We start from the raw sequence: 15,322 nt of genomic DNA on the forward strand, positions 1-15,322 counted from the left end.
CTGTTTCAAAAGACAATTGTTGAAGACATCAAGTTTATGAACTTGCGTGTTTTGGAAAAAGCAACAAGCTACCCAAAACGAACGCAAACCCGTTTGCTTGACGATCATAGAGGCGTTGAACCACCTGATCCCATCCCGAACTCAGAAGTGAAAGGCGCCATCGCCGATGGTAGTGTGGGAGATCCCATGTGAGAGTAGGTCGTCGTCAAGCTTTTAAATTAAAAGAACCCCGTCCTGCGAAGCAGGGCGGGGTTTTTTAATTTCAGAATCCCGTCACCTATCTGTCCACTACAACGGATCCATGTGATGACACGATGCTCCGAAGGAGCCAGTGGCAGACATCCGAAGGATGCCCGCAGGGGATGAAGCGAAGCTTCAGATCATTGTGGTCGTCGTCTCATAACCCTTCATCATTTCGAGTATCATCGGTCAGGGCTTTTTTACGTCTGGCGAAAAAGCCTAGGCTTGAGAGATTTGTGGTTGAGCGTCGGCGCCAAACACCTTTTACGCGCCACATATCGGCACCACGCGCCAATATGAAATGGGCGCTGCAAAAGGGTTATGACGCCTACCTCAAAGTTTCTTCAGGGCTTCGGTTCTTGTACGAGGGCGTTTCATGCGCGATCGCAAGCAACGCTTGCTGGGCTTAAGCAAAGCGGCTAGCGCCGTTAGTCACGGGCAATAGCCTTTTCACGCAGAGTTCCTTCTCAACACAACCCAGTGTACGAGCGTTCCACGCGCGATCGCAAGCAACGCTTGCTGGGCTTTCGTCCATATTATTTGTCATTTATTTCAGTTAAGTCTTAAGGTGTCGTTAAGAAAGCGTATGTTTGCACGATATCGGCATAAAGCAGGTGTTAATGATAAGTATGTAGGAAGCGTGCATTTTAGCGTGGCAAGGTAGGAAGGTTATCGATTAGAATTCACGCGCTATTTTTTGGAGAGAGTTAATGTTTATTGTTCGTGGTTTGATTTATTTGTTGGCGTTAGCCGCTGTGGCTTATGGAATTGGTATTGAGGCGATCGAGTACGGTCCTAGTGCGGAGTACAGTGAGCAGTCGCTGACAGAAAGGTTGCAAGACTTATTTACCTTCAGCAGTGCAATGTTGTTTTACTTGTGTGCTTACCATTCTAAGCCACTGCGTCAAGCCTGTATCTTGCTGGGCTCTTTAATGCTAATGATGTGGATACGTGAATCCGATTCTTTCTTAGATCAAAATGTGTTTGATGGTGCATGGCAGGTCTTTGTATCTATTGTGTTGGTATGCACGCTGTTTATTTTGCGTAAGCAAGTTAAAGAAAGTTATTTCTCACTACGTCGTTTTTCTCAGACTTCAAGCTTTGGCTTTGTTACCTCTGGTTTGGTGATTATTCTTGCCTTCTCTCGCATGATGGGACGTGGTGAAATATGGGAAAGCTTATTGGGCGAAACCTACATTCGTGCGGTGAAAAATATCGTTGAAGAGGGTGTTGAGCTTCTAGGCTACTCAATTGTTATGATCGCTGCCGTTGAGTTGTGTGCTTTTGTGCTTGCTAACCGTAAGCAAGACAATGCTACTGAAAAGCTGAGCTAAGCTCGTTAAACTCTGTTAAGAGCCAGCGTCTGAGTTGATTCAGCGCTGGTTCTTGTCTTCTACTGCTTTTATAAGCAATATAAAAACTGTCTTTAGCGTCGTGTACAGTACACGGTAGCTTCACTAAGCCGTCTTTTGGCTCCTTTTCGTTAAACATATAGTCATTTACCAGTGCGATGCCAAGCGAATGTATGGCTGCTTCATGGGCCAGCATTAAATGACTGAAACGGTGAAAATTAATCCCCTCAGGTAAATCTGTACCTTGTTGCTCAAACCAACGGCGCCAGTCTTCAGCGTAACGTTCATACATGCTATACGACGTAATCAGCGGGAATTGTGCTAGCGCCTGTGGATTTTCTGCCAGGATTATTTCGAGCTCTTCTAGGGTATTTACTTGTAACTCATGTTGTATGGTTTGGAGCATGGTCTGGCTGCAGACTGGAAACAGTCGTTCGGTATAAAAGTGCTCAAACATGAAGCCACGCTTTTCGCTATCCACGGTAATAAAACAGTCGGCAGTGCGATCTGATAACTCAGGCTCAGAGAAAGTCATTTCTATGGTGATATCTAGGTTTGGGTGTAGCCGTTTGAGTTTAGGGAGACGCGGTATTAGCCAATACACAGCGAATGAGCTGTAGACCGCTAAGCGCAGTTTGGTTTCAGTAACGCCTTTAATGTTTTCGGTCGCTCTGGCTATTTGGTTCAGCGAGCCAGTAATGGAATCCAGATAACCTTTGCCTTCATTAGTCAGTTCTAGCTTACGCCCTTGGCGAATAAACAACTGCTCCCCTAAGTGGTCTTCAAGTTGCTTAATATGATGTGATACAGCGCTTTGAGTGATGTGCAGCTCTTCCGCTGCCAATGAAAAGCTATTGAGACGCGCCACACTTTCAAATACAGGTAAGGACTTAAGAGGGGGGAGGTTCATATTTACTATCTAAAAAATTAATACTAGTTAAATTTATATCATTTTAATGAATTTATAAACCTTCCTATACTGCGGTTATTCAAAGCTCGGGCTATTAGGAGGGGTTATGTCCGGACGTACAGTAAGCAGTGCCATTTTAGTATTGGTGTTAGGGAACTTGATGGCCACTTTGTGTGATGTGCTAATTAAGTTCGCACAAGCAGATGCTGCCGTTTTTCAATTTACTTTTTTTCGAGTGTTATTCATGTGTCTGGTGTTAGCGCCATTTGTGCTCAGTCAACGTGTAGAGCAGCCTTTTGCAGGTCTGCGTTTGCATCTGGTACGCGGTAACTTGTGGGTGTTAACGTCGATTTTATTAGTGATTTCCTTAGCGCAACTACCCTTGGCTACGGCGAATGCCATTTTCTATACCGCTCCTATTTTTATCATTCTCTTAGCTGTCGTGTTTTATAAAGAGAAGTTAACGGCACCTGTCTTGTTGGCGGCTATTTCTGGTTTTTTAGGGGTTTTGGTGATCCTTAAACCGAGTTATTTGGGCTGGGGAATGGTGAGTGCGTTAGCGTTCGCTTTGGCATTAGCGGTAAATAGTCTTTTGGTGCGTAAGCTTCCTGCCGGTCAGAGTGCCATGCATGGTTTGTTGATAGCTCAGGTATGCGCGTTACCGTTGGCGGCTGGGTTGGCTATCTGGGAGGGCGGTTCGCTCTCATGGGCGCAAATTGGGTTTGCGTTTGGATCTTCTATTTGTTCGGTGTTGTATAGCTTAGGTTGTCTAATTGGGTATCGTTATGTTGCCTCAAGCCAAGTAAGCTCAGCAGAGTATTCTGGTCTATTGTTTGCGATGTTTGCAGGTTGGTTCTTTTTTACCGAAACAATCGACTTGAGCCTACTGTTGGGCGCAGCCCTGATTATCACACCACTATTGCTGCTAAGTCGTAAAGATATCGCCTTAGCGAGACAGCGTAAGAGGCAGCTAAAACTGGCTGCCTTGCAAGACTAGTCGTGTCGTTTGCGCAAAAGACTTCGCCCAGTGCGGGCGAAGTTTTAGTTGTTTGTGCTAGGGGATTGGGCGGGCACTGCGTCGCTAGGCTTGGGCGGCTCGCCTGTCTTAAGAAGGCGTAATAAGCTGGCGCGTTCCATGCTGGATTTTAAAGCTAAATCCATTTGGTATTGGTAAGTGGTTTCCCATTCTGTACTACGAGGGACGATTTCTGCCAAATCGCCAATGGCTTGGCGCATGACCGATAAGTACGCCTGTATATTCTCTTCTTGGTTAATCATGATGTTTTTGATGGAATCGGCGCTACTATGACGTAAGTAGGTGCGAAGTGTTTCATTTTCGCCGCGCATAGCACTTAGTGTCGTATTCTGCTGCTCTATACTCTGACGCATGGCGGATAATTGCGTATCCAATTGGCTTTGTAACGTAGTCAGTTGCTGTGAATTGTTTTGGCTTGACGTTAGCCAAAAGGTAATGCCTGCAGACGCGCCAACACTCAGTAGAAAACAGACAGCGAAACCAATGATTAGAGCAATCGGTTTCTTCTTTTTAGCGCTAACATCCAGCGCTTCGTTTTCATCGGTTAGTTTTGCCATTTTACGCTCCTTGGGCAAGCCGTTAACTAGGGTTATTACTATAACGGCCAAAAACCCGAAAGATATAGTAACAAATACGCGTTAAGCGATTCAGTTTTGCCCTCTATACCCTTAAAATACCTCAGTTTTTGCTCTTGTGCGAATACCCTAGTAGGCGACTCAGGTAAATACTTGATCAAAATACTAGGTTTTTGTATGATGCGAGTCATCCATAAGCATTTGAGTGGAGCGTTTATGCGCTTAACAACAAAAGGTCGTTATGCGGTAACTGCAATGCTGGATTTGGCTTTGCATGCAGACAGTGGTCCGGTATCGCTTTCTGACATATCAAATAGGCAGGGGATTTCGCTGTCTTATTTGGAGCAGTTGTTTGCTAAATTACGCAAACAAAAGCTCGTGCTCAGCGTGCGTGGTCCAGGTGGCGGTTATTTATTAAGTCGCGATCGTAATGAAATTTTCGTTGCTCAGATTGTCGATGCGGTCAATGAGTCCGTAGACGCAACTGGGTGCCAAGGGCGCAGTGATTGCCAAGGTGGGCATACTTGTTTAACACATCATTTGTGGTGTGATTTAAGTGATCAGATACATGACTTTTTGAGTCAAATTAGTCTTGAAAAGTTAGTTAAGCGCCAAGATGTTCGGCAAGTTGCTGAACGACAAGATAATGATAGCAAGGTGTCGGCTTCGGCAGCGAAAGAAAAAATTTCCGCGGCCCTCATCGGTTAACGAACACAACTAGTCGGGCGTTGCCCCTAGAATAATGAGTGAGTTTCTAATATGACTGAGCAGATTGATAAGGCGTTAGCTCGAGAATATGAAGCGGGCTTCGTTTCTGCAGTGGAATCAGAAACGTTTGAGCCAGGCCTCAATGAAGATGTAATCCGCCGAATCTCTGAGGTCAAAGGTGAACCTGAGTGGATGCTGGAATGGCGTCTCAATGCGTTTCGTGTTTGGCAAGAAATGGAAGAGCCTGATTGGGCTCACGTGGATTACCCAAAAATCGACTTCCAAGCGATTTCATACTACTCGGCACCAAAAAGTATGAAGGATAAGCCTAAGTCTTTGGACGAGGTTGATCCGGAACTTTTGCGTACCTACGAAAAACTTGGTATCCCACTGGTTGAGCAGCAAATGCTAGCAGGCGTTGCCGTTGATGCTGTATTTGACTCTGTATCAGTCGTAACCACTTTCCGCGAAAAGCTAGAAGAAGCCGGCGTTATCTTTTGCCCAATTTCTGAAGCGCTGCACAAGTACCCAGATCTGGTTAAAAAATACATCGGCAGCGTGGTGCCAACCAAAGATAACTACTTCGCAGCATTAAATTGTGCGGTCTTTACCGATGGTTCGTTTGTCTACATTCCAAAAGGTACTCGTTGCCCAATGGAGCTGTCGACTTACTTCCGTATCAACGAACAAAACACTGGTCAATTCGAACGTACTCTAATCGTTGCCGATGAAGGTTCTTATGTAAGTTACCTTGAAGGTTGTACTGCACCACAACGTGATGAAAACCAATTGCACGCTGCGGTGGTGGAGCTGGTTGCGTTAGATGATGCTGAGATTAAGTACTCAACCGTACAAAACTGGTATCCAGGTGATGAGGAAGGTAAAGGCGGTATCTATAACTTTGTGACCAAGCGTGGCATTTGTCATACCAATGCCAAAATCTCTTGGACACAAGTAGAGACAGGCTCTTCTGTGACGTGGAAATACCCAAGCTGTGTACTAAAAGGCGATAACAGTGTCGGTGAATTCTACTCGGTTGCTTTGACGCGTGGTCGTCAGCAAGCTGACACCGGTACCAAGATGATCCACCTAGGTAAAAACACTAAGTCGACGATCATATCTAAAGGTATTTCTGCAGGTCGCAGTAATAACTCGTACCGTGGTCTTGTACGCATGAATCCAGGTGCGGAAGGCGCGCGTAACTTCACTCAGTGTGACTCGCTATTGATCGGTGATCAGTGTGGTGCCCATACGTTCCCTTATGTGGAAAGTCGCAATCCATCTGCGATTATTGAGCACGAAGCGACCACCTCTAAAGTCAGCGATGACCAAATGTTCTTGTGTCAGCAGCGTGGCGTCGATCCTGAAAAAGCGGTCTCAATGATCGTTAATGGCTTCTGTAAAGAAGTCTTTAAAGAACTCCCTATGGAGTTTGCCGTTGAAGCAGGCAAACTTCTCGAAATTAGCCTTGAAGGCTCTGTTGGTTAGGTTGAGGAACCCATTGAACATGTCAAACGAAAACGTTTTGTTATCGATTAAAGATTTGCACGCAAGTGTAGAAGAAAAAAACATTCTCAAAGGTCTCAACCTAGACATTAAACCAGGTGAAGTACATGCCATTATGGGCCCTAACGGTGCCGGCAAGTCGACTACTGGTTACGTATTGTCTGGCCGTGATGGCTACGAAGTTGACAGCGGTGAAGTAACGCTAGCTGGTGAAAATCTGCTAGAAATGGAAGTAGAAGAGCGCGCACGCGCAGGCCTTTTCTTAGCGTTCCAATACCCTGTTGAAATCCCAGGTGTAAGCAATCTTGAGTTTTTGAAAGCAGCAGTCGACGCCCAGCGTGAAGCGCGTGGCGAAGAAGCGGTTACATCTGCTGAATTTTTGAAAATGGCGAAAGAAGCCTGTAAGCAAGTCAACTTGCCAGTGTCTTTCCTAAAGCGTGGTGTTAACGAAGGCTTCTCTGGTGGTGAGAAGAAGCGTAATGAAATCATGCAGATGATGTTGCTTCAGCCTAAGCTATGCATTTTGGATGAGACCGACTCAGGCCTAGACATCGATGCAATGCAAGTAGTCGCCAACGGTGTAAACAGTCAACGTGATGGTGAGCGTAGCTTTATCGTAGTGACGCACTATCAGCGTCTACTGGATTACATTAAGCCTGACTTCGTACACGTATTGGCGGATGGCAAAATCGTTAAGAGCGGTGATGCATCATTAGCGAAAGAGCTTGAAGAGCAAGGCTACGCTTGGATTCAATCAGAGCCGACTGAAGACGAACTAGAGGATTAATCATGAGTGAATGGTTACAACAAGCCATCGCTCGTGCGGACAGCATTCAAGATGGTTTCTCCGACCAGCGTGCTGCGTCACTAGCGTTGCTAAAAGACACAAAGTGGCCGACGCGTAAAACAGAAGCATGGAAATACACACCGTTACGCGCGGTAGAACGCACTACGGCGGTGGCTAAAGAAGAGCCAGCTGAGTTGGCGCCGGTAGCGATTGACGGTGTTGATTTCTTAGAGTTGACCTTTATCGATGGCCAACTGATTTCACTGCCGGAAGAGCTACCTGAAGGCTTAACGGTTGAGATGCAAGAGTCGACACTGTTCGGCTCCATCAAGCCTAGTCGTCATGTGTTTGGCTTGGTGAACGATGTGTTGGCAGCAGATGTTGCCGTCGTTACGGTAGCTGAAGGCGTGTCTATCGCTCAGCCGCTACGAATTAACAATCTCTTGAGCGAAGGCTCTGAAGGTCATATTCGTGTGGTGGTTGAGCTGAAAGCCAATGCCTCTTTGAGCGTTATTGAAAATGGCGAAGGCTATGGCGCGACATTAGCTACAGCGTTCACCGAATACCAAATTGGTGCGCAGGCCAGCCTTGAGCATTACCGCTTTGCTCTGCAAGTAGATGACAATGTTGCAATCGGTGGCTGTCACTTTAAGTTACTTGAAGAAGCCAAGCTAAACAGCTCTATCATTGGTTTCGGTAGTGCGCTACAGCGTATTGATACCGACATCATTCATGCGGGCGAGAAAGCGGATGCGAAGCTGAACGCTATCTACCTACTGGATGGTCAAGAGCTGTTTGATTTGCATGCGACAGTTGAGCACGAAGTGCCTAACTGCACCACAGAAGAGAATATTCGTGGTATTGCAGCGGATCGCAGTCGTGCAGTGTTTAATGGTCGTATCCACATTCATCGTGATGCTCAGAAAACATTAGCCGAGCTGAATAACCGCAACTTGCTGATGTCTAACAAGGCTGAGATCAATACCAAGCCTGAGCTTGAGATCTATGCAGACGACGTGCGTTGTGCTCACGGTGCAACCGTTGCTGAGATCGATAAGAAAGCGTTGTACTACTTGCAAACACGCGGTGTGAGCCGCTCGCAAGCGCAGTTAATGCTAAGCTTTGGTTTTATTAATGAGTTGATTGATCAGATGCCAAATGAAGCTTTGGCTGAGTGGGTTCGTCCTATCATTCGTGATCGATTTGCCCAGATGGAAGTAAAATAAGCGAGAAGTCCATGAGTCTTGATGTTGCTGCTATTCGTGAGCAGTTCCCTATATTGAAGCGCGAAATTGATGGTAAGCCTTTAATCTATCTAGATAACGCTGCTACCACACAAAAGCCCCAGTGTGTCATTGACGCACTGGTGGAGTACTACTCGCTTTACAACTCAAATGTACACCGTGGGGCACACCGCTTGGCGGATGAGGCGACACGTAAATTTGAAGCGGCACGCGACATCATTAAAGACTTCATCAATGCGCCAGCGCGAGAAGAAGTTATTTGGACCAGCGGTACAACCGAAGGCATTAATATGGTGGCCAACGGTTTGTCAAAACTGCTTAAAGCGACTGATGAAGTGATCGTGACCGGCATGGAGCATCATGCCAATATCGTGACTTGGCAGCAGGCGTGTAAAGCAGCAGGTGCAACCTTGCATACGGTTCCGGTAACGGATAAAGGTGAGCTTGATTTAGAGGCCTATCAAGCGCTACTAAACGACAACACCAAGCTGGTTGCTTTCCCGCATGTGTCGAACTCTCTTGGCACGGTCAATCCAGTAAAATGGTTGACTGAGCAAGCCAAGACTGTCGGTGCTTGGGTGATGATCGATGGTGCTCAAGGTATCGCGCACGGTGATGTTGATGTGCAGGCAATCGGTTGTGATTTTTATGCTTTCTCGGGCCATAAAATTTATGGCCCAATGGGAATCGGTGCGCTGTGGGGCAAGACTGAGCTTTTAGCTGACTGGCCTGTTTGGCAAACCGGTGGCGAGATGATCGCAACGGTTACGTTACAAGATGCCACGTGGAATGTTTTACCGTACCGCCTAGAAGCGGGTACACCGAATGTTGGTGATGCGATTGCACTCGGTGAAGCCATTCGTTGGTTTAATGCCCTTGATCATGCAGCGGTGGCTGAGCATGAGCAGGCCTTGATGGCACGTGCTACTGAGCTTGCCAAAGACTTTGATGGCTTACGTATCATAGGTGAAGCCGAACACAAAGTCGGCGCTCTGAGCTTTGTCTTTGAAGGTGGTCACCCAGCAGACATTGGTTTCTTGTTAGATCGCCAAGGCATTGCCATTCGTACCGGTGACCACTGCGCTCAGCCTCTGATGGCGCGTTTTGGCGTGCCGGGTACGGCGCGTATGTCATTTTCGATCTATAACACAATCGAAGAAGTTGAGTTGTTTTTTAAAGCGCTCAAAAAAGTTCACATGATGTTGGCGTAGGAGGCATTATGGCGACCGAAACATTTGATCCGAATCAGTCTGTTACTCTGACAGACAACGCGCGTAAGTTTTTTGCATCCAAGCTTGCGGCACAAGAAGGCGCATTAGTGCGTTTAAGCACCAAAGAAAGCGGCTGCACTGGTTACGCTTACGTATTAGATATCGTTGCAGCGCCTGAAGCAGGTGACGCAGTCATGGATTTTGATGGCGTTAAGCTCGCGATTGATGATGAGTCGTTAACGCTGTTGCAAGGTACAGAAATCGACCTTGTGCGTGAAGGTATTAACCAAGTCGTAAAGTTCAATAACCCAAACGTAGTAGCTGAATGTGGCTGCGGCGAAAGCTTTAGCGTGAACTAAATTATGCAAAAGATGGTTGTCACTCAACGTGAGTGTCCCGCACGCCGAGTGCCAAGTGGTGAGCCCACGACAATCCCTGAAGGGCAGTTTATTACCATCAATCAAGCATTGGGTGGTAATTATACGGTCACCTTCCAAGGTAATATGCTACGTATTGATGGCACTGATGCGGATGCTATTGGTCAAGAGCCTGAAGTCTTGGCGTTTCTTGATGATGGCTCAGGTCAGATTATTGCAGAGCAGGTTTGGCAGGCTCTGGACAGTGTTTATGACCCAGAAATTCCAATCAGCTTGGTGTCGTTGGGTCTAATCTATGATGTGACACTTGATCAGTCGGCTAAGCAAGTTAATATTCAAATGACGTTAACTGCGCCAGGCTGCGGTATGGGGCCTGTATTGGTCAGTGATGTGAAATACCGCGTCGAAAAAGTACCGAATGTAGACCTAGCCAAGGTTGAGTTGGTCTTTGATCCGCCTTGGTCGCGAGATATGATGAGCGAAGAAGCTCAGCTTGAGGCGGGACTGTTTTTCTAAGCTACAGCCAAACGCCAAAATCTAATACAATACCACACGGCCAATGTTTACCCATTGGCCGTTTCTTTTTTGCTAGAGCAGACCGAGCGAGGCCATATGTCTTTACCGACAACCGAAGAAATTATTGATGACATTTCATTTTTTGATGATTGGGAAGAGAAGTACAGCTACATCATAGACTTAGGTAAATCCTTGCCAGCGTTTGACGAGCAGTGGCGCACCACTGAACGTCTAGTGAAAGGCTGTCAAAGTAATGTATGGATTCAGCCGGGCACAGAACAAGATCCGGTAAAAGGTGAAGTGCTGACTTTTGCTGTCGACAGTGATGCAGTGATTGTACGCGGTTTATTAGGCATTGTTATGGCAGCTTACGATAAGCAAACGCCTGCAGAGATACTAGCGTTCGATATTGATCAATATTTTGCAGAGTTGGACCTTGAAAGCCATCTGAGCCCGACCCGCGGCAATGGTTTACGCTCGATTGTTGGTCGCGTTAAGTCTATTGCGCAAGCTTCTGTATAAGTTTTTTGGAGACTCCCATGCAAACCCCTGTATACCTTGATAACTCTGCTACGACACCTGTAGACCCACGTGTGGCCGAACAGATGATGCAGTGCTTAACCAAGGATGGCAATTTTGGTAATCCCGCTTCGCGCTCGCACCTATTTGGCTGGCGTGCTGAAGAGGCAGTAGAGGAAGCGCGCCAACAAGTTGCCGAGCTTATCGGTGCTGATGCTCGAGAAATCGTTTGGACGTCAGGCGCGACCGAAGCCAACAATTTGGCCTTAAAAGGGGTGGCGCAGGAGTACAAGTCTAAAGGTCGCCATATCGTGACCTCGATGATCGAGCACAAGGCAGTGTTAGACCCGTGTCGTCAATTGGAGCTAGAGGGCTTTGAAGTTACCTACTTAAAGCCAAACGAACAGGGCGAAATTACGGTCGACAGTGTATTGGCAGCGTTACGCGAAGATACTATCTTGGTGTCACTGATGCACGGTAATAATGAGTTGGGCGTGCTCACAGACATCGCAGCCATCGGTCAAGAGACCCGAGCGCGTGGTATTTTCTTGCATGTTGATGCGGCACAAACGACTGGCAAAGTGGCTATTGATGTCAATGCAATGAATGTTGATCTGATGTCACTGACCGCGCATAAAACCTATGGCCCTAAAGGTATCGGTGCGCTGTATGTGCGTCGCTCACCAAAAGTAAAGGTAGCCGCACAGATTCATGGTGGTGGGCATGAGCGTGGAATGCGCTCAGGCACCTTAGCGACCCACCAGATAGTTGGTATGGGCGCTGCGTTCGCTGTGGCTAAGAGCGATATGCTAGAAGACTGCACACGCATTGCGGCATTACGTGAACGTCTTTGGAATGGCTTAAATGCAATGGGTGGCGTACACCTAAACGGTAACTCTAATCACCGTGTTGCCGGTGTAATCAATGTGGGTTTCGATGGCGTTGATGGTGAAATACTGTTGATGTCGCTTGCCGACATTGCCGTGTCTTCTGGTTCCGCTTGTACCTCTGCAAGCTTGGAACCCTCTTATGTATTACGTGCGATTGGCTTGCCAGACGAATTAGCGCATGCCTCGTTACGCATGTCGGTAGGGCGTTTTACAACCGAAGCAGAAGTCGATTTTGTTATCGAAACGGTTACGAACGCAGTGGCACAGCTACGCGCAGTGTAAATGACGCTTTTCAGTACATGAAACACGAAAAAAAGTCATTCATACATACAAATTTAACAAAGACATGCGTATAATCCACGCGCAAATCTTTTAAGTCGAGCTTACTAATATCGGTGAGCTCTTTGAAATACCATTTTGGAGTTTAACATGGCGCTAGAACGCACTCTATCTATCATCAAACCAGATGCTGTTGCTAAAAACGTAATCGGTGAAATCTACACTCGTTTCGAGCGTGCTGGTCTGAAAATCGTTGAAGCGAAAATGATCCAACTAGACGACGAGCTAGCAGGTGGCTTCTACGCTGAGCACAAAGAGCGTCCATTCTACAATGACCTAGTAGCATTCATGACTTCTGGTCCTGTTGTTGTTTCTGTTCTTGAAGGCGAAGGCGCTGTTCTACGTCACCGCGAGCTAATGGGGGCAACTAACCCTAAAGAAGCTGCTGCTGGTACGCTACGTGCAGATTACGCTGAGTCTATCGATGCAAACGCTGTACACGGTTCTGACTCTGTTGAGTCTGCTGCACGTGAAGTTGCTTACTTCTTCGGTAAGTAATTGATCTGCTAGCCTTACTTTCTCATCAAGAGAAAAAGGTTTTGAAGAAGCGGGCCTATGGCCCGCTTCTTTGCAGAGGCTTCTGAAAAGATTGACGCTTTTCAGAAGCTTTTTTGTCTACACTTAACGCTTTATGGCGAATGATATAATCCTATGACTGACACCCAAAAAGTAAACTTACTTGGCCTTTCTCCCGAAAAGTTGATTGCTTTTTTTGAATCGATTGGCGAGAAGAAATTTCGCGCAACGCAAGTAATGAAATGGATTCACCAAAAGGGCGCTGAGTCCTTTGATGACATGACGGATGTCAGTAAGAAACTGCGTGCTAAACTTGAAACCATATGTGAGATCCGTGCGCCAGAGATTGTGTCGCAAAACATCTCAACGGATGGCACACGCAAATGGATTATTCGTACCGAAGGCGGCAATAATAACTGCGTTGAAGCGGTACTCATTCCAGATGGCGATCGCGCGACGCTTTGTGTGTCATCGCAGGTTGGCTGTTCGCTAGACTGCAGCTTCTGCTCGACGGGTAAGCAAGGCTTTAACCGTAATCTAACGCCTGCAGAAATCATCGGCCAAGTATGGATCGCGATCAAATCATTTGGGCCGATGGACCCTAATGGTCCGCGTCGTGTAACCAATGTGGTGATGATGGGCATGGGCGAGCCGCTGATGAACTTCGAGCCCGTGGTCGATGCCATGACCCTGATGATGCATGACAATGCTTACGGTTTGTCTAAACGCCGCGTGACCCTAAGTACGTCTGGCGTAGTGCCGCGTATTTATGAGTTGGTGAAACGCACCGATGTGTCATTGGCGATTTCTTTGCACGCGCCAAACAACGAGCTGCGTAATGAGTTGGTTCCAATCAACAAGAAATACCCAATCGAAGAACTGCTTGAAGCGTGTCAGCACTACCTAGATAACTTGCCTGATAAACGCCACATCACGATTGAATACACTGTCATGGCGGGCGTGAACGATCAGGAAGAGCATGCGCGCCAACTCTCTAAACTGCTGCAGAATTTGGAGTGTAAGATTAACTTGATTCCCTTTAACCCGTTCCCACATTCGGGTTATGAGAAGCCTTCAAATAATCAAACACGTCGTTTCCAGAAAATTCTTGCGGATGATGGGTACACCGTGACGGTACGCACCACCCGTGGTGATGATATCGACGCTGCCTGTGGTCAGTTGGTAGGTGACTTCCTAGATAAAACTCGACGCTCGCAAAAGTACATCGAGCTGCGTCAGGTGTCTGAATAACCAAGCAGAAGCGACCTTAACAACGTTGGATGGTGAGATTTGTCAAAAAGCTGTCAGATGTTGTTAAAAACCGCATTGTGATAGAAAAGATTTTCACCATTTTGGTGGGATTGATTTGATGGCAAGGCGCAATCTTGATTTAATAACAAACTATTAGCAGAAAGCGCCTTTACATCAATATTCAGGCATGACTTGGTCCGTTTCTTTTGGACTTCAGGGCTCATATTCTTGTCTGTCGATAGCCGCCAAGGTTATCGAAGCTGACCTTACATTTTATAGCCCCTCGCGCTTCTGTTTGCCTGAAATATCAAGGTAATACCATGACAACTGAATTAGAGATGGATATCGCTCCTGAGCAAGGTAACAGCGCAATGGATATTGGCCAAGTTTTGCGAACTAAGCGCCTTGCGTTGGCTTATTCTGAGCGACATGTGGCAACTGAGTTAAAGTTGTCAATCGATAAAGTCCATGCACTTGAAAACAACCAATTCCAGCTATTCCGTTCACCTACCTTTGCGCGTGGCTATCTGAAAAGCTATTGCCGTGTCTTAGATATAGATTATCGACCTGTCCTTGAAGCCTACGATCAGCAGCTTTCTTCCAAGGAAACCACTATACGCTCGGTTGATAATGTCAAACATCAGGCGACCGTACGTGATCCGATTGTCATGATAGTATCAGTCATCATTTTGGCGATCATTGTCTTTGTTGCGTTTTGGTGGCCAAGTTTTACCAGTGATGATGAGGCCCCAGCCAACGACGCGCCCGTGGCCGAGCAAAGCGCTGTAGAGCCAGCGGATGAATCAGAAAGTCCTGTCGAGCCAACACTGACGCCAGACGAGAGTGCGGCTCAGGACCCTGATGCTGATTCGACTGCAGAGCAGGTAGGGCTAGATGAGCTGGATTTATCTGCACTGGAAAATACGCAAATTGATGCTTTAGAAGATTTGGACGAAGAGGTCGTTACTGGGCTGTCAGCCGAAACTATGGCTTTGCTAGAAGATGCAGGCTTAGATCCCGATGAAGTCGCTCAGGCGGCGCGCCAAGAGAATGAAACAAGCCAATCTGTAGCATCCGAGGCACCGACGCAACCTGCTTATTCTAACGACATTGTGGTAAACTTCAGCGCTGATTGCTGGACGCAAGTACAAGATAGCACTGGGCGAGTACTGTTCTCCGGTGTTAAATCGTCTGGTAGTACCCTTGAACTCAATGGTGAAGCACCTTATCAAGTGACTTTGGGCTACGCCCCAGGGGTAACAGAATTTATTTATAAAGGAGAGGCGTTTGACTTCTCCTCTAATGTTCGTAACGACCTAGCTCGATTTGAGCTTGAGTAGAGAGA

Annotated in this window: 16 protein-coding genes and 1 rRNA gene; 15 read left to right on the forward strand and 2 right to left on the reverse strand. The window is 46.9% G+C overall.

From position 1 onward, the window contains the following. Positions 1–96 precede the first annotated feature (96 nt). Positions 97–211, forward strand: a 5S ribosomal RNA gene (gene rrf / locus JQX58_RS11395). A 739-nt stretch (positions 212–950) separates the two neighbouring features. Continuing rightward, a complete protein-coding gene (locus JQX58_RS11400; RefSeq protein ID WP_204146990.1) occupies positions 951–1,574 on the forward strand; it encodes a hypothetical protein in 624 nt (207 codons plus the stop codon). On the opposite strand, the gene JQX58_RS11405 is transcribed toward JQX58_RS11400, so the two are convergent. Further along, positions 1,555–2,502 (reverse strand): LysR substrate-binding domain-containing protein, encoded by a 948-nt coding sequence (locus JQX58_RS11405; RefSeq protein WP_204146991.1) that lies wholly within the window; start codon positions 2,500–2,502, stop codon positions 1,555–1,557. The genes JQX58_RS11400 and JQX58_RS11405 overlap by 20 nt on opposite strands. 106 nt (positions 2,503–2,608) lie before the next feature. Between JQX58_RS11405 and JQX58_RS11410 the strand changes: the two genes are divergently transcribed. Continuing rightward, positions 2,609–3,499: a DMT family transporter gene (locus JQX58_RS11410; protein WP_204146992.1), complete on the forward strand. Its 891-nt coding sequence runs from the start codon at positions 2,609–2,611 to the stop codon at positions 3,497–3,499. A 44-nt stretch (positions 3,500–3,543) separates the two neighbouring features. On the opposite strand, the gene JQX58_RS11415 is transcribed toward JQX58_RS11410, so the two are convergent. Continuing rightward, positions 3,544–4,095, reverse strand: a complete 552-nt coding sequence (locus tag JQX58_RS11415; RefSeq protein WP_204146993.1) for a hypothetical protein — start codon at positions 4,093–4,095, stop codon at positions 3,544–3,546. Between the two features lie 234 nt (positions 4,096–4,329). Here JQX58_RS11415 and iscR point away from each other — a divergent pair, with 234 nt between their 5' ends. The 12 genes from iscR (at position 4,330) to JQX58_RS11475 (ending at position 15,317) form a co-directional block, all read left to right on the forward strand. Then, positions 4,330–4,821 carry a Fe-S cluster assembly transcriptional regulator IscR gene (iscR, locus tag JQX58_RS11420; protein ID WP_204146994.1) on the forward strand — a complete coding sequence of 164 codons (492 nt, stop codon included), beginning with the start codon at positions 4,330–4,332 and terminating at the stop codon, positions 4,819–4,821. 51 nt (positions 4,822–4,872) lie between these two features. Next, on the forward strand, positions 4,873–6,309 hold the full coding sequence (sufB, locus tag JQX58_RS11425) for a Fe-S cluster assembly protein SufB (RefSeq protein WP_204146995.1): 1,437 nt from the start codon (positions 4,873–4,875) through the stop codon (positions 6,307–6,309). A gap of 19 nt (positions 6,310–6,328) precedes the next feature. Next, positions 6,329–7,114, forward strand: a complete 786-nt coding sequence (gene sufC / locus JQX58_RS11430) for a Fe-S cluster assembly ATPase SufC (RefSeq protein ID WP_204146996.1) — start codon at positions 6,329–6,331, stop codon at positions 7,112–7,114. 2 nt (positions 7,115–7,116) lie between these two features. Then, positions 7,117–8,340, forward strand: coding sequence for a Fe-S cluster assembly protein SufD (gene sufD / locus JQX58_RS11435; RefSeq protein ID WP_204146997.1), 1,224 nt, complete (start codon positions 7,117–7,119; stop codon positions 8,338–8,340). Positions 8,341–8,351: 11 nt separating this feature from the next. After that, positions 8,352–9,569: an aminotransferase class V-fold PLP-dependent enzyme gene (locus tag JQX58_RS11440; RefSeq protein ID WP_204146998.1), complete on the forward strand. Its 1,218-nt coding sequence runs from the start codon at positions 8,352–8,354 to the stop codon at positions 9,567–9,569. Positions 9,570–9,577: 8 nt separating this feature from the next. Continuing rightward, positions 9,578–9,928 (forward strand): HesB/IscA family protein, encoded by a 351-nt coding sequence (locus tag JQX58_RS11445; RefSeq protein ID WP_204146999.1) that lies wholly within the window; start codon positions 9,578–9,580, stop codon positions 9,926–9,928. 3 nt (positions 9,929–9,931) lie between these two features. Continuing rightward, positions 9,932–10,462, forward strand: a complete 531-nt coding sequence (gene sufT / locus JQX58_RS11450) for a putative Fe-S cluster assembly protein SufT (RefSeq protein WP_204147000.1) — start codon at positions 9,932–9,934, stop codon at positions 10,460–10,462. 96 nt (positions 10,463–10,558) lie between these two features. Beyond that, entirely contained in the window at positions 10,559–10,984 is a 426-nt protein-coding gene (locus JQX58_RS11455; protein WP_204147001.1) for a SufE family protein, read from the forward strand. Between the two features lie 17 nt (positions 10,985–11,001). Then, a complete protein-coding gene (locus JQX58_RS11460; RefSeq protein WP_204147002.1) occupies positions 11,002–12,153 on the forward strand; it encodes an IscS subfamily cysteine desulfurase in 1,152 nt (383 codons plus the stop codon). A gap of 147 nt (positions 12,154–12,300) precedes the next feature. Continuing rightward, complete coding sequence (gene ndk, locus JQX58_RS11465; protein ID WP_067206960.1) at positions 12,301–12,708, forward strand: nucleoside-diphosphate kinase; 408 nt, start codon at positions 12,301–12,303, stop codon at positions 12,706–12,708. A gap of 153 nt (positions 12,709–12,861) precedes the next feature. Further along, entirely contained in the window at positions 12,862–13,977 is a 1,116-nt protein-coding gene (gene rlmN, locus JQX58_RS11470) for a dual-specificity RNA methyltransferase RlmN (RefSeq protein ID WP_204147003.1), read from the forward strand. A 320-nt stretch (positions 13,978–14,297) separates the two neighbouring features. Next, positions 14,298–15,317, forward strand: coding sequence for a RodZ domain-containing protein (locus JQX58_RS11475; RefSeq protein ID WP_204147004.1), 1,020 nt, complete (start codon positions 14,298–14,300; stop codon positions 15,315–15,317). The last annotated feature ends 5 nt before the right edge of the window (positions 15,318–15,322 follow it).

It is taken from the genome of Marinomonas ostreistagni, from assembly GCF_016888445.1.
In the GTDB taxonomy this organism is placed as follows: Bacteria; Pseudomonadota; Gammaproteobacteria; order Pseudomonadales; family Marinomonadaceae; genus Marinomonas; species Marinomonas ostreistagni.

Coding starts and splice junctions, on each gene's coding strand:
- JQX58_RS11455 (WP_204147001.1), top strand. CDS start 10,559: ATGTCTTTACCGACAACCGAAGAAATTATTGATGACATTTCATTTTTT.
- JQX58_RS11400 (WP_204146990.1), top strand. CDS start 951: ATGTTTATTGTTCGTGGTTTGATTTATTTGTTGGCGTTAGCCGCTGTG.
- JQX58_RS11410 (WP_204146992.1), top strand. CDS start 2,609: ATGTCCGGACGTACAGTAAGCAGTGCCATTTTAGTATTGGTGTTAGGG.
- JQX58_RS11475 (WP_204147004.1), top strand. CDS start 14,298: ATGACAACTGAATTAGAGATGGATATCGCTCCTGAGCAAGGTAACAGC.
- ndk (WP_067206960.1), top strand. CDS start 12,301: ATGGCGCTAGAACGCACTCTATCTATCATCAAACCAGATGCTGTTGCT.
- JQX58_RS11440 (WP_204146998.1), top strand. CDS start 8,352: ATGAGTCTTGATGTTGCTGCTATTCGTGAGCAGTTCCCTATATTGAAG.
- JQX58_RS11445 (WP_204146999.1), top strand. CDS start 9,578: ATGGCGACCGAAACATTTGATCCGAATCAGTCTGTTACTCTGACAGAC.
- sufT (WP_204147000.1), top strand. CDS start 9,932: ATGCAAAAGATGGTTGTCACTCAACGTGAGTGTCCCGCACGCCGAGTG.
- rlmN (WP_204147003.1), top strand. CDS start 12,862: ATGACTGACACCCAAAAAGTAAACTTACTTGGCCTTTCTCCCGAAAAG.
- JQX58_RS11460 (WP_204147002.1), top strand. CDS start 11,002: ATGCAAACCCCTGTATACCTTGATAACTCTGCTACGACACCTGTAGAC.
- sufB (WP_204146995.1), top strand. CDS start 4,873: ATGACTGAGCAGATTGATAAGGCGTTAGCTCGAGAATATGAAGCGGGC.
- JQX58_RS11405 (WP_204146991.1), bottom strand. CDS start 2,502: ATGAACCTCCCCCCTCTTAAGTCCTTACCTGTATTTGAAAGTGTGGCG.
- iscR (WP_204146994.1), top strand. CDS start 4,330: ATGCGCTTAACAACAAAAGGTCGTTATGCGGTAACTGCAATGCTGGAT.
- sufC (WP_204146996.1), top strand. CDS start 6,329: ATGTCAAACGAAAACGTTTTGTTATCGATTAAAGATTTGCACGCAAGT.
- JQX58_RS11415 (WP_204146993.1), bottom strand. CDS start 4,095: ATGGCAAAACTAACCGATGAAAACGAAGCGCTGGATGTTAGCGCTAAA.
- sufD (WP_204146997.1), top strand. CDS start 7,117: ATGAGTGAATGGTTACAACAAGCCATCGCTCGTGCGGACAGCATTCAA.